Origin of the sequence: Corynebacterium sp. UMB10119B (genome assembly GCF_030228125.1) — a bacterium.
GTDB lineage: Bacteria > Actinomycetota > Actinomycetes > Mycobacteriales > Mycobacteriaceae > Corynebacterium > Corynebacterium pseudogenitalium.
This window is the reverse complement of the sequence record NZ_JASPBG010000007.1, coordinates 89,688-108,619: the sequence shown is the minus strand read 5'-3', so window position 1 is coordinate 108,619 and position 18,932 is coordinate 89,688. Positions and strand designations below refer to the sequence as shown.

At 54.4% G+C, this 18,932-nt stretch carries 17 protein-coding genes; 2 read left to right on the top strand and 15 right to left on the bottom strand.

The window, feature by feature from the left end; translation table 11 throughout:
* Positions 1 to 308: 308 nt before the first annotated feature.
* Positions 309 to 647, top strand: coding sequence for a hypothetical protein (locus QP802_RS07190; protein ID WP_284818059.1), 339 nt, complete (start codon positions 309 to 311; stop codon positions 645 to 647).
* Between the two features lie 63 nt (positions 648 to 710).
* On the opposite strand, the gene QP802_RS07185 is transcribed toward QP802_RS07190, so the two are convergent.
* The gene (locus tag QP802_RS07185) at positions 711 to 2,090 is read right to left on the bottom strand and encodes a GntP family permease (RefSeq protein ID WP_284818057.1); all 1,380 of its coding nucleotides are present in this window, start codon (positions 2,088 to 2,090) and stop codon (positions 711 to 713) included.
* A gap of 191 nt (positions 2,091 to 2,281) precedes the next feature.
* Between QP802_RS07185 and QP802_RS07180 the strand changes: the two genes are divergently transcribed.
* Positions 2,282 to 2,809, top strand: a complete 528-nt coding sequence (locus tag QP802_RS07180; protein WP_284818055.1) for a gluconokinase — start codon at positions 2,282 to 2,284, stop codon at positions 2,807 to 2,809.
* A 46-nt stretch (positions 2,810 to 2,855) separates the two neighbouring features.
* Here QP802_RS07180 and tyrS read toward each other — a convergent pair whose 3' ends face one another.
* The 14 genes from tyrS to uvrA all read right to left on the bottom strand — a co-directional run bounded on the left by tyrS (position 2,856) and on the right by uvrA (position 18,929).
* Positions 2,856 to 4,124 carry a tyrosine--tRNA ligase gene (gene tyrS / locus QP802_RS07175; protein WP_070479100.1) on the bottom strand — a complete coding sequence of 423 codons (1,269 nt, stop codon included), beginning with the start codon at positions 4,122 to 4,124 and terminating at the stop codon, positions 2,856 to 2,858.
* 35 nt (positions 4,125 to 4,159) lie between these two features.
* Complete coding sequence (locus tag QP802_RS07170; protein ID WP_070362515.1) at positions 4,160 to 4,342, bottom strand: Trm112 family protein; 183 nt, start codon at positions 4,340 to 4,342, stop codon at positions 4,160 to 4,162.
* Between the two features lie 103 nt (positions 4,343 to 4,445).
* Positions 4,446 to 5,879, bottom strand: a complete 1,434-nt coding sequence (gene argH / locus QP802_RS07165) for an argininosuccinate lyase (protein WP_070479102.1) — start codon at positions 5,877 to 5,879, stop codon at positions 4,446 to 4,448.
* Between the two features lie 18 nt (positions 5,880 to 5,897).
* The gene (locus QP802_RS07160) at positions 5,898 to 7,097 is read right to left on the bottom strand and encodes an argininosuccinate synthase (RefSeq protein WP_070479104.1); all 1,200 of its coding nucleotides are present in this window, start codon (positions 7,095 to 7,097) and stop codon (positions 5,898 to 5,900) included.
* A gap of 89 nt (positions 7,098 to 7,186) precedes the next feature.
* Positions 7,187 to 7,678, bottom strand: a complete 492-nt coding sequence (locus tag QP802_RS07155) for an arginine repressor (protein WP_070362518.1) — start codon at positions 7,676 to 7,678, stop codon at positions 7,187 to 7,189.
* Positions 7,678 to 8,625 (bottom strand): ornithine carbamoyltransferase, encoded by a 948-nt coding sequence (gene argF / locus QP802_RS07150; RefSeq protein ID WP_284818053.1) that lies wholly within the window; start codon positions 8,623 to 8,625, stop codon positions 7,678 to 7,680. The genes QP802_RS07155 and argF overlap by 1 nt, the downstream gene beginning before the upstream one ends.
* 110 nt (positions 8,626 to 8,735) lie before the next feature.
* The gene (locus tag QP802_RS07145; RefSeq protein WP_284818051.1) at positions 8,736 to 9,869 is read right to left on the bottom strand and encodes a bifunctional ornithine acetyltransferase/N-acetylglutamate synthase; all 1,134 of its coding nucleotides are present in this window, start codon (positions 9,867 to 9,869) and stop codon (positions 8,736 to 8,738) included.
* 163 nt (positions 9,870 to 10,032) lie between these two features.
* Positions 10,033 to 12,540 (bottom strand): phenylalanine--tRNA ligase subunit beta, encoded by a 2,508-nt coding sequence (gene pheT / locus QP802_RS07140; RefSeq protein ID WP_284818049.1) that lies wholly within the window; start codon positions 12,538 to 12,540, stop codon positions 10,033 to 10,035.
* Between the two features lie 13 nt (positions 12,541 to 12,553).
* The gene (gene pheS / locus QP802_RS07135; protein WP_407933406.1) at positions 12,554 to 13,582 is read right to left on the bottom strand and encodes a phenylalanine--tRNA ligase subunit alpha; all 1,029 of its coding nucleotides are present in this window, start codon (positions 13,580 to 13,582) and stop codon (positions 12,554 to 12,556) included.
* A 111-nt stretch (positions 13,583 to 13,693) separates the two neighbouring features.
* A complete protein-coding gene (locus QP802_RS07130) occupies positions 13,694 to 14,515 on the bottom strand; it encodes a TrmH family RNA methyltransferase (RefSeq protein ID WP_284818045.1) in 822 nt (273 codons plus the stop codon).
* A gap of 88 nt (positions 14,516 to 14,603) precedes the next feature.
* A complete protein-coding gene (gene rplT, locus QP802_RS07125) occupies positions 14,604 to 14,990 on the bottom strand; it encodes a 50S ribosomal protein L20 (protein WP_070362524.1) in 387 nt (128 codons plus the stop codon).
* A 53-nt stretch (positions 14,991 to 15,043) separates the two neighbouring features.
* Positions 15,044 to 15,238, bottom strand: coding sequence for a 50S ribosomal protein L35 (rpmI, locus tag QP802_RS07120; protein WP_070362525.1), 195 nt, complete (start codon positions 15,236 to 15,238; stop codon positions 15,044 to 15,046).
* A gap of 31 nt (positions 15,239 to 15,269) precedes the next feature.
* A complete protein-coding gene (gene infC, locus QP802_RS07115) occupies positions 15,270 to 15,818 on the bottom strand; it encodes a translation initiation factor IF-3 (protein WP_083290943.1) in 549 nt (182 codons plus the stop codon).
* Positions 15,819 to 16,076: 258 nt separating this feature from the next.
* A complete protein-coding gene (gene uvrA / locus QP802_RS07110; protein ID WP_284818044.1) occupies positions 16,077 to 18,929 on the bottom strand; it encodes an excinuclease ABC subunit UvrA in 2,853 nt (950 codons plus the stop codon).
* Between the last annotated feature and the right edge of the window lie 3 nt (positions 18,930 to 18,932).

The following is an 18,932-nucleotide window of genomic DNA, read 5'->3' as shown; positions in this document are numbered from 1 at the left end:
CCGCCAGCGTTCATCCTGAGCCAGGATCAAACTCTCCACAAAAACTATTTCAGAAAGAAACAAGGCCGTGAAAAGCCTGAAAACCTAACCAAAAACAAACCAACCACCAACAACAGTCAGTGTCTGGCAAAATCCTAAAATTACAAAAACTGTAAAGTACAAACAACCGGTCCCAACCCGACGGGGCAAAACAGGACCAGTCACAACCACATCAACCAATACAGTCAACATAACCGTGTAAAACTTGTACCAGTAACTAGTGACACTCAATCATAGGTTCAAGCATCACCGCCGGCACACACCAAAACATGGCACACAGCACGCAACCAAAAGTCAATGCAATCAAAAAAAATAAAAAGTACATTGGCACACTATCGAGTTCTCAAACAACAACCGCACACCCAAACACACCACAAAACACAGTGGCGCATTCAAAGCGACGAAGATTGACACTAACAAAACATTCTCAACAACGCAAACACGCGCCACATCATAGAACCTATTTCATTATGTCGGCCAGCGGTAGTTTTCCTAACCGCCATCTCACCAACCAACTCTTTACCGAGTCTGTCTGGCGGGGCGTTGTCGGTCTCGCTGACTCACATAAAGTTACACACACACCAACAACAACACAAATTGGCTGGTAGAAGTAGTTTATTGAGAAGGCGCTAACGGATCAGATTGCGTTCCCCTAACGCCTTCTCGAGGAGTTAGAAAAGGACAAAGATCAGAAGCGTGATTAGGAATGCCGCCACGGATTCTATGGTCTGCTGCAGCGTCCAAGTTTTCAGTGTGGTCTTGACGTCCATCCCAAAAAGACGGCCCACAAGCCAGAAGCCGGAGTCGTTCACTAGAGAGCAGCAAACCGAACCGGCCGCACACGCCAATGTAATTGCGACGATCTGAATTTCCGAGTAGCCGCCAGCCAGTACTGCTGGAGCCATCAATCCGGCCGTGGTTGTCAGCGCTACAGTTGCAGATCCCTGCGCAACGCGCATGATCACCGCTACCAAGTACACAGCGAGGATGACTGGAATTCCTAGTCCTTGCATGAGATCCGCGATGGCATCGCCGATACCAGACGCACGAAGAACTCCGCCGTACATGCCACCGGCACCAGTAATGAACACAACGGATGCAATTGGCCCTAACGCCGAATCGACGAGTTTTTCCAGCGCCGAACCCTTCACCCCACGTGAGGTCCCGAGCACTGGAAGCGCGACGAGAACCGAAATCAACAGCGCAATACCGGACTTTCCAAGGAATGTGAACGCCTGCGCCCAGGCTTCGTCACCTGTAATTGCGCCAGATTTCGTCGCAAAGTCGACACCCGTGTTCAGGAATATCAACAGCATCGGGAGCAGCAGAATCGTAATGACAGTGCCTGTTTTCGGCAATGACTTAATATCGCTGTCGTCCGAGTTGAAAACGGCGTTTGCTACTGACGTAAACGGGAACTTCTTTGCGCAATACTTACCCCACAAAAGGCCCGAAACATAAAACGTTGGAACTGCAACAATCAAGCCAAAAACGATCAGCAGACCAAGGTTTGTGTCGAAGAATGTCGAAGCAGCGACTGGTCCTGGATGCGGAGGCACGAAGACGTGCATGACAGAGAATGCAGCAACCGTCGGAATTGCGTAGAGCAAGATTGGTCCACCGATACGAGCGGCAACTGCGAAAATGATCGGCAGCATGACAACGAGGCCGGCGTCGAAAAACATTGGGAAGCCAAGCAAGAGCGAGGCCACACCAAGCGCCATCGGCGCTCGCCGCTCGCCGAACCTATCGATCATCGTGTTGGCGAGGACTCTAGCGCCACCGGAGTACTCAATAAGTTTGCCAAGCATCGCGCCCAAACCGACAAGAATACCCACGTCGCCAAGTGTGGATCGGAAGCCGCCCATCACAACGTCATACAGTTCTCCTGTTGGAATGCCTGCCGCGATAGCGGTCAAGACAGACACAAGAATCAGCGTGACGAACGCATGGACCTTGAACTGAATAATGAGCAAAAGAATGAGGGCAATGCCGACCGCAGCGATCCCCATTAAGGGGCCGGCCGACAACGTCTGTTCCCAAGTTTCCATGAGCTATCCTGTCTCTTCTCAAGCGAGGTTTCAAGGCCGTATCGACGCGCCTATCTACGGAGCATCAATACGGAAAACTGGCTATAGCGTTAGAATACACATACTTCAGTGGGCGCTCGTGCACTGCATCAATGTCAGGGCGACGCTTTCTTTAACTACCCCCACTCGCGAAGCAACAAGGAGGGAAGAACATGCATGAAGCAGAGAAGCTACCCCCGGTGCACCTCATCCTTATGGGCGTGTGCGGAAGCGGAAAGACCACCATCGCCGAGATTCTTGCGCAGAGATCCGGCTTTGAACTCGTCGAGGCTGATGAGTTTCATCCGGCGGAAAACGTCGAAAAGATGAGTAAGGGCCAACCTCTCACCGACGAGGACCGCTGGCCGTGGCTTGAGAAACTCTCGAACTGGCTTCAAAAGCAAGACAGTGCTGGAAAGCGAACCGTCGTTACATGTTCAGCGCTGAAACGCATTTATCGCGACAAGCTCCGACTAGCCGACGTACCCCTTATATTTGTGCACCTAGACGGGCCGCGTGAGCTACTGCTGAAACGGCTGAGCCACCGTACGGATCACTTCATGCCTGCTTCAATGTTGGATTCCCAGCTAGATACGCTTGAATCGCTCCAACCGGACGAGCTGGGTTTCGCTGTGGATATCGATGACACTCCCGAGGGCATCGCAGCAACCATCATGGAAAGACTTAACGCGGTGGCATAGGCTTCTGCCCTACCACCGCGTTGCTTTCAGATGCTGTCACCTGCGCCTAGCTGCGCTTCACGCCTGCGAATGTCTTCTTACCACGACGCAGCACGAGCCAGGTTCCATGCAGAAAATCATCCACGGATGGAACCCAGTTCTCATCTACTACACGCTCGTTGTTGGCGTAAATGCCGCCTTCCTTCAGCGATCTACGGGCAGCACCCTTCGAGTCGGCCAAGCCGGAGCCGACCAGCATGTCCACGATGCTGACTTCAGCTCCAGCCGCGACCTCGAACACATTCGTCTCGGCAACAGCGCTGGCCAAGGTACGCTCATCGAGATCAGTCAGATCTGCTTTACCGAATAGCGCCTGGGACGCTAACTCAACGGCCTCACGAGCTTCGCGGCCATGGACGAGATCTGTCATCTCTTGCGCCAACCGCTTCTGTGCCTCTCGCTTAAACGGTCGCTCTTCGACCTCGACGGCAAGAGCATCCAGCTCTTCCTTATCGAGAAACGTGAACCACCGCAGGTACCGGATCACATCGGCGTCCGCCGCATTAACAAAGTACTGGTACCAGGTGTACGGGCTGGTCATTTCTGGGTCAAGCCACAACGAACCACCGCCGGTGGACTTGCCAAACTTCTTGCCCTCGGAGTCCGTCACAAGCGGAACGGTTAACGCATGCACGCGCTCCGAATCCATGCGTCGGTTCAGATCAACACCAGCAACCAGGTTGCCCCACTGGTCGCCACCACCAACCTGCAGCACACAATTGTGCGTACGACGCAACTGTACAAAGTCATGTGCCTGCAACAGCATGTACGAAAACTCGGTAAAAGAAATCCCGTCGTTTTCCAGGCGACGCTTCACGGTATCACGACTCAGCATTGTGGAGAGCGAAAAATGCTTGCCGACGTCCCGAAGGAACTCGATGACCTTCCAGTCCTTAATCCAATCATTATTATTCAGCAGCAGCGCACCGTTCTCACCGTCAAAATCGACGAACTTTGACAGCTGACCTCCAATTCGCTCGGCCCAATCTGCCACAGTGTCATCGGAATTCATCGTGCGCTCGCCCACGTCACGCGGGTCGCCTATCTTGCCGGTAGCACCACCTGCTAGCACAATTGGCCGGTGTCCAGCGAGTTGGAACCTGCGCAGCATCAGCAGCGGCACCAGGTGACCTGCATGTAGTGAAGGGCCAGTCGGGTCGAAGCCACAGTACAACGTGATAGGCTTCTGCGTTTCTTCACGCAACGCCTCCAGATCCGTGTGCTGATTGATCAGGCCACGCCACTCGAGTTCGTCGATAATGTTTGCGTTAGTCATGAAATTCCTTTCAGAGAGTCGTCTTCCCAGCGTCGTTACTTGTGGGTGTTTGTATAGGGAACTGCTTCGTCGATTAGCAGGACTGGGATACCATCGTCGATCCGATACGCGACACCAATGCGTTCATTCACCAGCAACTGTTCGTCTTCCTTATACTCAAGCGGCCCTTTGTCTTGCGGGCACACCAGTACGTCGAGAAGTTTGGGATCAAGACTCATGCAGTTGAGCTTACCTCACCCTTGTTAGTCACTTATCGACGCCACCACTACAAAAAGTGGAAACGCCCACCGAAAGGTGGGCGTCGCAAATGCGGTACCGATTTTAACCCCGCACAGGCTTCTCTGCCCACGCTCGATACTTCCTATTTGCCTCCGCTACGCGTACACGCTGTTCTTCTACCCGTGGGCCGGCGGTTCCACCGCGTGTATCGCGCGAGCTCACAGCACCCTCAATCGTGAGCACGTCACGGACACCTGCGTTAAGTCGAGGGTCTACGCTCGCGAGCTCCTCATCTGTCAAGTCAATAAGGTTGACGCCTCGGGACTCCGCGATGCGTACGCATGCTCCGGAAGCTTCGTGCGCCTCTCGGAATGGCACACCCTGGCGAACCATCCACTCTGCCAAATCGGTAGCAAGCGTGAATCCCGCAGGTGCAATCTCACGCATTCGATCACCATGGAACTTGAGAGTCGAGACCAACCCGGTAAACGCTGGCAGAAGAATGTTGAGCTGGTTTACGGAATCGATTACCGGCTCCTTGTCTTCTTGCAAATCGCGGTTATACGCGAGAGGCTGCGCCTTAAGAGTGGCCATCAATCCGGTAAGGTTGCCGATTAACCTACCTGACTTGCCTCGGGCAAGCTCCGCAACGTCTGGGTTCTTTTTTTGCGGCATGATCGAAGAACCAGTCGACCATGCGTCGTCCAACGTGACGTAACCGAACTCTGGCGTCGACCAGGCGATAATCTCTTCCGCAAAGCGGGACACATCCACTGCAATCTGGGCTAGAACGTAGGCCGCTTCGGCTGCGAAATCACGCGAAGCTGTGCCGTCCAGTGAGTTGTCGGTTGCTTCATAGAAGCCAAGTTCTTCCGCAATCGCCTCCGGGTCTAGGTGCAACGAAGAACCCGCCAAAGCGCCAGAGCCGTACGGCGACACAGCCAACCGCTTGTCCGCATCCTGAATCCGCTCCAAGTCACGCAACAGCGGGTGTGCGTGAGCGAGCAACGAGTGTGCGAGCAAAATAGGCTGCGCAGCCTGGAAGTGGGTCTTACCCGGCATGATGATATCGGGATGTGCAGCCGCCTGTGCAACGAGAGCATCGATGAGATCCGTAATGTGCAGAGCAACACCGCGCAGGGCATCACGAACCCACATCCGGAACATCGTTGCCACCTGGTCATTCCGCGAGCGCCCTGCACGCAGGCGCCCTCCTACCTCAGGACCTACTCGGTCGATCAGGCCGCGCTCCATTGCGCCGTGAACATCTTCGTCCGTCGGTTCGGGAACAAACGCACCACTTGCAACGTCTGCGCCGAGTTGCTCAAGCCCCTCGAGCATGGTCTTCAGGTCTTCGTCCGAAAGAAGTCCTGCACGGTGCAAGACTTTTGCGTGAGCTTTCGATGCCAATACATCATAAGGCGCAAGCACCCAATCGAAGTGCGTCGATACGCTCAGCGCGAACATCGCCTCAGAAGGGCCGCCAGAAAACCGACCGCCCCACAGCGCGCCTTCATTCGTCTTATGCTGCTGCATAACTTCCAAAGCTCCCTGCTATTTCGCTTCGCGATCGCGCTTGTTCGCGATCTGCGATGACAAACCATGCAAACGGACGAAGCCCTTAGCGTAGGTCTGGTCGAAAGTGTCGCCTGTGTCGTACGTTGCGAGGTTGAAGTCGTACAGGGAGTGGTTGGAGCGGCGGCCATTGACCACTGCCTTACCTGCATGCATTTCCATGCGGATGTCCCCAGTGACGTGCTCCTGTGTCGACTCGATGAACGCATCCAGGGAGCGCTTGAGCGGACCGAACCAAAGACCGTCGTACACTTCCTCCGACCAGCGCGCGTCGATAAGTCGCTTGTAGCGAGCCAGCTCGCGCTCAATCGTAACGTCCTCGAGCGCCTTGTGCGCCGTAATCAGAGCGACCGCGCCTGGCGCTTCGTAAATCTCACGGGACTTAATGCCAACCAAGCGGTCTTCGACCATATCCAGACGACCGATGCCCTGCGCACCAGCGCGACGGTTCATCTCTTCGATTGCTTCCAACATCGTTACCGGGCGGCCGTCGATTGCAACCGGCTTGCCTCCCTCGAACGAGATAATGACTTCGTCAGGCGCATTGCCCATCGAAGGGCTTTCCGTGTAAGCGTATAGATCCTTCGTCGGCGCGTTCCAGAGGTCCTCCAAAAAGCCTGTCTCTACCGCGCGCCCCCAAACGTTTTGGTCAATCGAGAATGGCGAAGCTGCCGACTGCTCAATTGGCAGGTCCTTTCCTTCTGCGTACGCAATCGCCTTATCGCGTGTCCACGCAAAATCGCGAGCAGGCGCAACAATTTCCAGATCTGGGTCCTGGTTCAGGAATCCAACCTCAAAACGAACCTGGTCATTGCCTTTACCGGTGCAACCGTGTGATACGTGAGTGCCACCGTGCTCCTGTGCGGCCTTCACAAGGTGCTTTACGATCAACGGGCGGGAAATTGCTGACACCAACGGGTACTCACCCATGTACATACCGTTCGCCTTGATGGTTGGCAGGCAGTAGTCCTCAGCAAATTCATCTTTCGCATCGATAACGATGGATTCCACAGCACCGCAATCTAATGCGCGCTGACGTACGGACTCCATATCTTCGCCGCCCTGGCCAAGGTCGAGTGCTACTGCAATGACTTCGCCATTAAGCATTTCGCCGAGGTAGGAAATCGCAACAGAGGTATCGAGCCCGCCTGAGTATGCGAGTACAACACGGTTAGTCATGGATCAAAGCTCCTTGTGTTTCTAGATCATATTCTGCACTGCGGTACATAGTATACCTAGCGCGGGGTTTGTGCTTGCTTCGGCGTCACTTACGCCTTTGTATTGCGTCCAAATACCTGCTGGGCTAGGTCACCGCCCTTAAGCGGATCTCGGGCGAGAACAAAAATCGTATCGTCACCAGCGATACAGCCTACTACCTGCTCCAAACCGACTCTGTCTATATAGCTAGCCAGATATTGTGCAGCTCCAGGTGGAGTTCGCAGTACAGCCATATTCGCAGAATGGTCAACAGAGACGACGAGTTCCTCGATCATTCGACGAAGTTTCTCACGTGGGCCTGTATGCAAGGCATCAAAAGCCTCGGCATCGGAGTTCACCGTGTAATATGCACGGCCTCCGTCGCTTGGCCGCACTTTCTTTGCTCCCAGCTCATCAAGATCACGGGACAGGGTTGCCTGCGTAATCTCGATACCCTCGTCTTGCAAAAGCTCGGAAAGCTGGATCTGAGAAGACACTCGCGTGCTCACAAGTATCTCCAGAATCCGAGCTTGTCGCGCAGTTCTTGAGACAGTTTGGGTCATTATTGGTGCTCCAACAACCAGGTCAACAACGCCTTTTGGGCGTGAAGACGATTTTCAGCTTCATCGAAGACTCGCGACTGCGGCCCATCGATTACTTCTGCGGTCACTTCGTTTTCACGATACGCCGGTAGGCAGTGAAGAAATATCGCATTATTACCGGCCATTTGCATAATTCCACTATTTACTTGGTATGGCAAGAACGGAGTGCGTCGATCTTTTCCATCTCCCTCCATGCCCATTGACACCCAAGTATCCGTGATAACCACGTCTGCTCCAGCTACCGCAGCAACATCGCTGGTAACCGTGACTGTCGCACCTGTCTGGCTTGCACGATCACGCGCACGGTCCACAAACCGCTGCTCCGGATGAAACTCCGGAGGCGCGATGATCGCGATGTCTACCCCCACAGTTGCGAACCCAATCATGTAGGAGTTGGCCATATTGTTAGCGCCATCTCCCAAATACACAGCTTTCAGGCCGTGGAGTCCCGCCGGCCCCTGCTCAGGACAAAAGGTTTCGACGATTGTTTGCAGATCCGCAAGAATTTGGCACGGGTGCAGGTCATCGGAAAGCGCGTTAACAATCGGAACCTGTGATGTCTCCGCCATCTGGAGCAAATTGTCGTGGGCATACGTCCTCCAAACGATTGCTTCGACGTATCGCGAAAGCACCGCCGCCGTATCTTGGTAGGACTCACCCTTGCCCATTTGTGCATTCTGAGTTTCGACAACAATCGCGTGCCCACCCAGCTGTGCAATCCCTGTATCGAAGGAGAACCGCGTGCGCGTGGAGGTCTTGTCGAAAAGTACCGCAACAGACTTCGGCCCTTCGAGAGGTCGGTGCGCATACGGGTTCTTTTTCATCTCTGCGGCAAGCGTGAGCACTTGCGCTTGTTCCTCTGGCGTCAAGTCATCGTCTGCGAAAAAGTGCCGAACTGAGTTCACCATGCTGTTTACTTCCTATTTCTGCGTTATGATTGCTGCAAAATATGCGGACGTCTCCCCTATTGTATTTTCAAAGCCTCCTGGACGTTCGCTTTTCGACGCCCACTTTCCCCTTACATAGGCTCCAAAAGCGTCCGCACTGTTGCTGTACCGACGCCACGAGTTCCTAGATCCAGCGTAATAGTCACGTGTTCGTCGTAGTCAAGCACCCGGCTTGTCAAGAGCGGAGTGATTCCCTGGCAGAGCTGTGTTCCATTGACGTTGATCTCCAGTGCCTCAGCATCTAGGCACACTTTTGTCTTCCCCGCAATCGCAAGTGCGCGTGGCCAGTCCGGAGCACCACTGAGTAGCGACTCTCGAAAACGTCCGTCACATGCTACGGCTTGTGCTGCGATGCGTGCCTCTTCATCATTTGCAGCGCCAGCTACGGCAAGCGTCAATTTCTTGGTCGCGCTTCCCTGGTTGACCAAAAGCTGCTCCACCAATGCCTCGCAAACCGCAAGCACTGCCTCATCCAACTGAGTTTGGTTGGGGGTGACCTGGCTCGCACCAGATGCGAGCAACAACACCGTATCGTTCGTTAGCGGGGCTGTAGATCGATCAAGCGTATTAAACGTAGTTTCCATAGCCCGTCGCAATGCCTTTTCGAGTGAAAAGGCCGGTACAAGCGCATCTGTGGTGAGGCACCCCAGTACTGTGTCTAGTGTTTCCTGTGAATTTCCAGCCCCCTGGGAAATGCCCCCGACACTCCAAGCTCCACAGCTCACGCCTGCTTGATTGATCGTTCCTTGGGTTGACGCTATTGCGGCCGCAGCCGATTCAGCGTGCGCAGGGGAATCTCCCAGATCCGTGGCGAGTTTGGCTAACCCAGTTTTCACACGCTCCATTGGCAAAGGCACTGCGAACTGTCCCTTCGCGCAGACTGCGACCCGGTCTTCTGGGACTCCAATCTCTTGGGATACGCGCTTCTGAATCTCACGAGTGTCCGCATCCCCCGTTGAACCGTTGAACGCATTAGCGTTGCCTGATATTAAAACAACTGCGTTCACAGCATGCGAGCGCATAACTTCGCGCGTAGCTCGAACAGGCGAGGCGCAGACCCGACTATCTGGAAACACCGCTGCTGCGTTCCAAGCAGGTCCCTGATTAACAATGAGCGCCAGATCACGCCCCTCGCCTTCGCGTATTCCCGCGTGAAGACCTGCAGCCACAAATCCCTTAGGGGTGAGAACGGTCTGTTGTGGCATGGTTTTATGGCTCCTTTACGGGTGTAGACGCTTGTGGCTACGGAGTCCCATCCTGCCAGACAAATGGCAAGCTCGTGCCGATTCAAGATACATGCATTCCTAAAACGACAGCAGGCAGGACGCCGCTCACTGCGATGTCCTGCCTGTCAGCAGCAAAAGTAACCTACGCCCTCATCGTGGCATTAAATTCCTGTTTCGCTGCCTCAGCCGCAGCTAAACGCCCTTCCGACGCTTCGTCTTCAGTGAGCGTTCGGTCATCCGCACGGAACAAGAGTCCAAATGCGAGCGACTTCTTGCCTTCGCCGAGGGACTCAGAACGATAGACGTCAAACAGCGTTACATTTTCCAATAACGGCCCGGCGTGTTCTGCTACGGTCTTTCGCACGCTTTCGGCCGGTGTCGAGTCGTCCACGACCAATGCAAGGTCCTGGTGAACTGCCGGGTACGCAGACAGCTTCGGAGCGGGCAAGTGAGCACTCTGTGGCAATGCCGAAAGGTCCATCTCCATTGCGCAAACTCGTGCAGGTAAGCCACATTCTTCCAGAATCTGCGGGTGTAGTTCACCTGCGTGACCAACAACTTGGCCGTCGACCAGCAACTCTGCGCAGCGTCCCGGATGCCATGGTAGGTAGTCTGCTGCCCGGACCTCGAGCTCTATCCCGGCTGTCCGCGCCACTATCTGCGCAGATTCAACAGCATCAGCCCACGAGTACATTCGCGAATCGCCCCAAGGCCCCTCTACTTCGGCATCTCCGACGCCAACAGTTGCAACATGCAGCGGCTGCTTCGGCAATGAGTTCACCACTGCTGCCAGGGTCTCTTCGTCCGGGCGGTGATCAACGCTTGGCATTGGTGTTTCAGCTTCCCCGCCGATAGCTACCTGTGCAACTGAGTAAATCGACACGTCATGCTGACCGCGGGCCGCATTTTTCGCTACTGCCTCGAGCATTGCGGGCAAGAGTGTCGTAGCGAGTACGGCGTAGTCGCTATCCAGAGGATTCTGAACAGACACGGTTGCGCGGCGGGCATCGTCCTTGCTCAGGCCCCAGGCGTCGAAAAGACCCGTGGCCATAAACGGTGTAGGAATAATCTCTGCGTAACCTGAGTACGCAAGAGCATGCGTCACTGCACGACGACGCTTTTGCGTTGCAGTCAGGCCACGTCCCCCCTTCGGCGTCGGAAGAATCGATGGAATAGCGTCAAGCCCTTCGAGCCGAACAATCTCTTCTACAAGCTCTACTGGGACCGTAAGGTCATTCCGCCAGGAAGGTGGCGTCACAATGAAATTGCCACCACTTTCTTCAACGCCGCACCCGACTTCATGTAGCCGCTGAGAAATGGTCTCTTCAGAGTACTTGACGCCGATCAATGCCGAAGGGAACGTTTTCGCCATAGAGATCTCAGTTCGCTGATGCACCTCACCCACCAACGTACGACCTGCTGCAACCTTGCCCCCGGCAAAGCTCGTCAGCAGCTCACAAGCTACATCCAACGCTACCTCCACCAGTGCCGGATCGACTCCACGCTCAAATCGACGGGAGGCTTCTGAGCTCAGTTTGTGGTGACGAGCAGTACGCGCAACCGTAAGTTCATCCCAAGTTGCTGCTTCGAAGTAAACATTCTTCGTGGTTTCCGAAATTTCAGAGGTCGTGCCACCCATGACACCAGCCAGAGACTGAATTCCAGAGTCATCAGAAATGACTACATCGGAAGCGCGAAGGGTTCGCATTGTATGATCCAGTGTTTCGAATTCAGTGCCCTCTTCCGCATTATGGATGCGAAGCGCGCCAGAGATTGTATCTGCGTCAAAGGCGTGCATCGGCTGACCGAGCAGCAACATTACGAAGTTCGTAACATCGGTTGCGCCGTTCACTGGACGGATGCCGCTGAGCATGAGCTCGCGCTGCATCCAAAACGGCGACGCCGCTTCGGGGTCGATGCCTTCCACCTTTCGCAGCCCGAAGCGCTTCGTAGCGGTGTCCGGCTCTACGGTGACGTCGAGAAGGGAACCTGCTGGCGCAGGAACTGCAGAAATATCGATGCCGACGATGTCAGGCTGCTGAGCTGGGTCGACAAAAGCGATGTCGAATGCCGACGCAAGCTCTCGCATTAGGCCACGCGCCGACAAAGCGTAACCACGATCCGGAGTGACGTTCACTTCGAAGATAGTGTCGTCGAAATCCAGAACTTCCCGCGCATCAGTGCCAGGGGCGCCGATTTCATCGCTAAGAGTAATGATGCCAGCACTCTTCGCGGTCAGACCGAGCTCCGCCGCTGACGCCATCATCCCGTTAGAGATATGCCCGTAAGTCTTTCTCGCAGAAATAGCGAAATTACCCGGAAGAACGCACCCCGGAAGCGCGACAACTACCGTGTCGCCAACAGTAAAGTTACGTGCACCGCAAATAATGCCCTGCGGCTCACCCGTGCCATTCGCCTGTCCCACGTCAACCTGGCAGTAACGAATCGGCTTCTTGAACTCGGTGAGCTCTTCAATTTCAAGGACCTTGCCGAGCACTAGGGGACCCTCGGTTTTTTCAATCGGGGCGTAGCCTTCAGTCTCAAAACCGACGCGAACGAAGCCTGCGTCCATCTCTTCGTCAGTGACAGACCAACCAGTATTGCCCGCCTGTTGCAGAAGGGTGGTGAGGAAATTTTTTGAAATCAGCATGTCATTAACTCCTTTAAGCCTGCACACCAAATGGGACGGTGAAACGGATATCGCCTTCGACCATGTCACGCATGTCTGACAAGCCGTTACGGAACTGGAGAGTACGTTCAAGGCCCATCCCGAACGCAAAGCCTGAGTACTCATCCGGATCAATGCCTACTGCGCGAAGCACGTTCGGGTTCACCATGCCGCAGCCACCCCACTCGATCCAGCCAGCACCACCCTTTTTATTTGGGAACCAAACGTCTACCTCAGCAGATGGCTCGGTGAAGGGGAAGTAATTGGTACGCATACGCGTCTTCGTCTCTGGCCCGAACAGCGTCTTCGCAAGGTGGTCGAGTGTGCCACGCAAATGAGCCATAGTCAGGCCTTTATCGACGGCAAGACCCTCAATCTGGTGGAAAACTGGGGTGTGCGTTGCGTCAAGTTCATCGGTGCGGAATACCCTGCCAGGGCAAGCAATGTACACAGGCACATCACGGTCAAGCATCGTTCGAACCTGGACAGGCGAAGTATGCGTGCGCATCACCTGGCGGGAACCAGGTTTACCAACGTAAAAGGTGTCCTGCAGCGTCCTCGCCGGGTGATCCGGAATGAAGTTCAGTGCATCAAAATTAAAGTATTCGGCTTCGATTTCTGGCCCTTCGGCGATCTCCCACCCCATGCCGATAAAGATATCTGCGATCTGCTCACTCAACGTTGTGATGGGGTGCATCGCGCCCAGCTGAGAACGACGTGTCGGTAGAGTTACGTCGACAGCCTCTGCTTTCAATTGAGCCTCGCGGTACTCGGCTTCACACACCGCGTGAAGTTTGGCATACGCCTTCTCTACACGGCCTCGGGCCACATTCACTGCCCTACCAGCGTCTTTACGGTCTTGCTTTGGCAACGAACCGAGTGCACGCCGAGCCTGAGGTATGTAGGCTTGGTCGCCCAAGTGCTGCTTGTGAGCCTCTTCTAACGCCTGCAGGTCTGCAGCTGCTTCAAAATCCGAAATTGCAGCTTCTGCTGCCGCATTGAGTTTCTCTTCTGACAATTCGATTCCACTATTTTCCGACACACTCGGTCCTTCCGATTACGCTTTGTAGTAAAGGTTGTAAAGCCGTTAAAACGAAACTAAGCATACCTGTCGCTTCAGACACGACACATATAACTAAAGCTCTTGTTGCGCCATCTTTGCTTTGGCAGTTTCCCAAAGACACATTGCTGACGCTGTTGCAAGGTTCAGCGACTCTGCAGATCCCTGAATCGGGATTGATACCCGTACATCAGCACGATCTGCAATAGCTGTTGGCAATCCGTGTGCTTCATTTCCGAACAGCCAAGCAATCGGGGCAGAAAGCAGATCACTTGTTTTCTCAAGGGATACCTCGCCGTCAATAGTCGTCGCTACTGTCTGAAGCCCTGCTGCTTTTAACTGGCCAAGGACGTCCTGGGTATTGCGCTCGCGTGCCACAGGTAAGTGAAACAACGAACCTGCTGAGGCCCGCACAGCCTTGCCCGACTCAGGATCGACGCAGTCGCCGGCAAATATGACAGCATCCGCCCCGCACACGTCAGCAATGCGAATCATCGTGCCTGCGTTACCCGGATCGTTAGTATCAATCCCGACCACAACAAAAGAAGGCTTACCGCGAAGAGCTGCCCCGACTGACCACAACACTGGCTTGCAAACAGCAAAAATACCAGTGGTGTTTACAGTGTCGCTCACGTGCTTCGCTGCGATGTCTGTAATGGCATGAACATATACATCCATATATTCTGCGGTAGTCACAACGTCAGCAAAGGCTTGTGAAGCATGTTCTGTCACGAAGAGGTCAGTAGCCGCGCCCGTAGCTACGGCAGCCTCGACGCTGTTCACCCCTTCCACCAGAAAGCGGTTTGCTTTCTTGCGTCCTTTTGCGCGGAGCAGCTTCGCTGCATTCACGACTCGCGGGGTTCGTTCGGTGAAGGGCTGTGAAAAGTCAAGGGCCACGAAATTTCCTACTCCTGAATGTAAAAACCCGCCGCCAAGCGTTCACGCTTGCCGACGGGCTCCGTCCTAGTTCAACGTTCTAGGCAACTTATGCTGCATCAACTGGCGCATTTACGTCAGCTGGCAAGGCCTTCTTAGCGATCTCGCAGATAGCGGAGAAGGCTGCAAAGTCGTTCACTGCGAGCTCCGCGAGGATCTTGCGGTCAACCTCGACCTCTGCGAGCTTCAAGCCGTGAATGAGACGGTTGTAAGTGATGTCGTTCATACGGGCCGCGGCGTTGATACGCTGAATCCACAGCTTACGGAACTCACCCTTGCGCTTACGACGATCGCGGTAAGCGTAGGTCTGGGAGTGCAGCCACTGTTCTTTTGCCTTACGGTACAGGCGGGAGCGTTGGCCACGGTAGCCCTTTGCGGACTTCAGAATCGCGCGACGCTTCTTCTTGGCATTAACTGAACGCTTGACACGTGCCATGAGTCAATACTTCCTTTTCTTTCGTTCACCGGTTGTTTTAACTTGGGCAGTGCTTAGGACATGCCGAGGAGGCGCTTCATGCGCTTCACGTCGTTCTTAGCTACGTCGGTGGTACCCGAGAGCTTGCGACGACGCTTCGAAGACAGCTTCTCGTTCAGGTGGCGCTTACCAGCCTGCTCACGACGCAGCTTGCCCTTGCCGTTAACCTTGATGCGCTTTGCGGTGCCCTTGTGGGTCTTCTGCTTCATGTTGAAAGCCCTTCAGAGTTGAAAACTTGATCTACTTTTTGCCCTTGCGAGCAGGTCCGAATACCATCGTCATGTTTCGCCCGTCCTGCTTCGGACGGGACTCCACGACACCAACCTCTTGAATGTCGTCTGCAAGACGCTCGAGGAGGCGGTAGCCGAGTTCTGGGCGCGATTGCTCGCGGCCACGGAACATGATGGTGACTTTGACCTTGTTGCCCTTCTCTAGGAAGCGCTCCACATTGTTTTTCTTCGTCTGGTAGTCGTGCTCATCGATCTTAGGACGGAACTTCTGTTCCTTCACTACGGTCTGCTGCTGGTTCTTGCGAGCCTCGCGAGCCTTCTGATCCTGCTCATACTTGTATTTGCCGTAGTCCATGATCTTCGCCACGGGCGGCTTCGCCTTTGGCGCAACTTCGACGAGGTCAAGATCGGCCTCGTAAGCCAGTTTCCGAGCATCGTCGGTACGGACGATCCCTACCTGCTCGCCGGACGGGCCGACCAAGCGGACTTCCGGGACGCGGATACGATCGTTAATCCGAGCTTCAGCGCTGATGAGAACTCCTAAAACATAGAAACCAATGTGTGATCGCTACCAGACCACCAGTGATTCTGCGCAAAAGCACAAAACCCGCGCTATTAGCAATAACGCGGGAGCTTTCCGTAGGCAGCCAAAAGACTTTGGCTACCTTGACCCGTATCCTGATCACTGTCGACCGGCATGGGGTGGGATTCACTCCACTTGTGGCCCAGGCACCTTTGTAAAGAATGCTCTGGGCGGTAGTGGTGAGAACTTTAATACATGAAGTTTATTCAAGCAAATCATGCATTCAAGCTGGATTTATTGCAATATCTCCTTCAAGAAAGCACCTGTATGAGACTTGCCATTACGTGCTACGTCTTCTGGCGTTCCCTGCGCGACCACCGTTCCACCGCCTGATCCCCCCTCAGGCCCCATGTCAATCACCCAGTCCGCCGACTTGATAACGTCCAGGTTGTGTTCGATCACCAACACAGTGTTGCCCTTTTCCACCAGGCCATTCAGCACAAGCATGAGCTTACGAATGTCTTCGAAGTGCAGCCCCGTAGTGGGCTCGTCGAGGATGTAAATCGTTCGGCCGTTAGTTCGCTTCTGCAATTCTGCCGCCAGCTTCACTCGCTGTGCCTCACCACCGGATAACGTTGTCGCAGCCTGCCCAAGACGTACGTAGCCCAGGCCGACGTCGACAAGCGTGTTGAGGTATCGATGGATTGACTGAATTGGCTCGAAGAACTCAGCTGCTTCAGAAATCGGCATATCGAGAACTTCGGCAATGTTCTTACCCTTATAGCGCACTTCGAGGGTTTCACGGTTGTATCGTGCTCCCTGGCACACCTCACACGGGACGTATACATCCGGTAGGAAGTTCATCTCAATCTTGATAGTGCCATCACCACGGCACGCTTCACAGCGCCCGCCTTTGACATTGAACGAGAATCGGCCAGCCTTGTAGCCGCGAACCTTTGACTCTTGTGTTTCCGCGAATAGATTGCGGATCTTGTCAAACACCCCTGTATACGTCGCGGGGTTTGATCGTGGTGTACGCCCGATGGGACTCTGGTCGACTTGGACAAGTTTATCTAGATGGTCAAGGCCACTAACTTTCTTTACACGTCCCGGGACTTGTCGAGCTCCATTGAGCTCATTCTGGAGAGTCTTAGCAAGAATCTGGTTTACCAACGTAGACTTGCCAGACCCAGATACCCCAGTAACAGCTACCAACACTCCCAGTGGAATATCCACTGATACGTTCTTGAGGTTGTTCTCTCGCGCGCCTTCAACTCTCAGCTTGCGGTCTGCGTCTACCGATCGACGCTGATCCGGGACCTCAATCTTTTTCCTGCCCGCAAGGTAGTCTCCGGTAATGGAGTTCTCTACTTCACGGATACCGTCGGGTTCACCCTGGTAGACCACTTCCCCGCCGTACTCTCCGGCGAGCGGCCCGATGTCTACCAACCAATCTGCCTCACGGATTGTTTCCTCATCGTGCTCGACCACAACTAGCGTGTTCCCAAGGTCGCGAAGTTTCTTCAGAGTCTTAATCAGCCTCTGGTTATCCCGTTGATGCAAACCGATTGACGGCTCATCAAGCACGTACAGTACACCGGCAAGGCCAGACCCAATTTGCGTGGCCAGACGGATACGCTGCGCTTCACCGCCCGACAGGGTGCCGGCTGACCGAGCTAGCGAGAGGTAACTCAGTCCTACGTCCAAGAGAAAGTGCAGTCGAGCTTGGATCTCTCGAAGCACCGCACCCGCGATCATTTCCTCGCGGTAACCAAGTACCAAATTATCAAGGTATTCGGACGCATCCTCAATGCTCAGTTCCGTAAGTCCGGCGATGGAGCGTTCACCATGTGTTGTTGAGTCGAGGCGAACGGCGAGAATCTCGGGCTTCAACCTAGCGCCCTTGCACGAAGGACACGGTACCTCTCGCGTATAAGCAAGCAGTCGGTCTTTCTGGGTATCGCTTTCGGCCTGCTCGAGCTTACGCTCCAGGTACCCAATGACGCCTTCATAAGCTGCGCTGAATGACCGCTGCCTGCCGTAGCGGTTCTTGTACCGCACGCTGATCTTGGTTTTGGAACCATTTACCAAATGCTTCTGCTGCGTTTTTGTCAGCGAGCTGAACGGAGCGTGAGCATCAAAGCCCTCCTCTTTTGCTAACGCTTCAATCAATTTGACGAAGTATCGCTTGTTCGGGCTGGAGTTCCATGGCTGGAAAGCATCAATTGCTGGTGCGTCTGGATCTGGAATAACGAGTTCTTCGTCAATCTTCTTCTGCGTCCCGAGACCATCACACGTTGGACAGGCACCAAACGGTGAGTTAAACGAGAACGCGCGCGGCTCGTACTCCTCAACGTTAAGTTTGTGCCCGTTCGGGCACGCCATCTTTTCAGAGAAGATCTGGATCCGATCAGGGTTGCCCTCATCGAAGTCAACGAATTCGAAGCCAACGAGGCCGTCGGCAAGTTTGAGTGCTGTCTCCACTGAGTCGGTGAGACGCTGCTTTTGGCTTTGCTTCACTTGAAGGCGGTCCACTACCACCGAAATCGTGTGTTTGACCTGCTTCTCAAGCTTCGGTGGATCGCTGAGCTGGTACAACTCGCCGTCCACGCTCACTCGAGAGTAACCCTGAGCGGCGAGATCCTTAAACAAGTCAACGAACTCGCCTTTACGCTTTCGTACTACCGGGGCAAGGACTTGGAACTTGAGGCGCTCCTCCATCCCCAGCACGCGGTCCACAATTTGTTGCGGCGTCTGCCGTTCAATCACAGCGTCGCACTCTGGACAATGAGGAGTGCCAGCCCGCGAATAGAGCAGGCGAAGGTAATCGTAGATTTCGGTGATGGTACCTACAGTCGAACGGGGGTTACGGTTCGTCGATTTTTGGTCGATTGATACCGCGGGCGATAGTCCGTCAATGTAATCGACATCGGGCTTATCCATCTGTCCTAAGAACATCCGAGCATACGACGAAAGAGACTCAACGTATCGACGCTGTCCCTCCGCAAAGATCGTATCGAATGCCAGCGAGGACTTACCCGATCCAGACAGGCCTGTAAATACGGCCATCTTGTCCCTCGGCAGAGACACATCGACGCCCTTCAGGTTGTGTTCTCTTGCTCCACGTACAACAAGACGGTCAGCCACCTA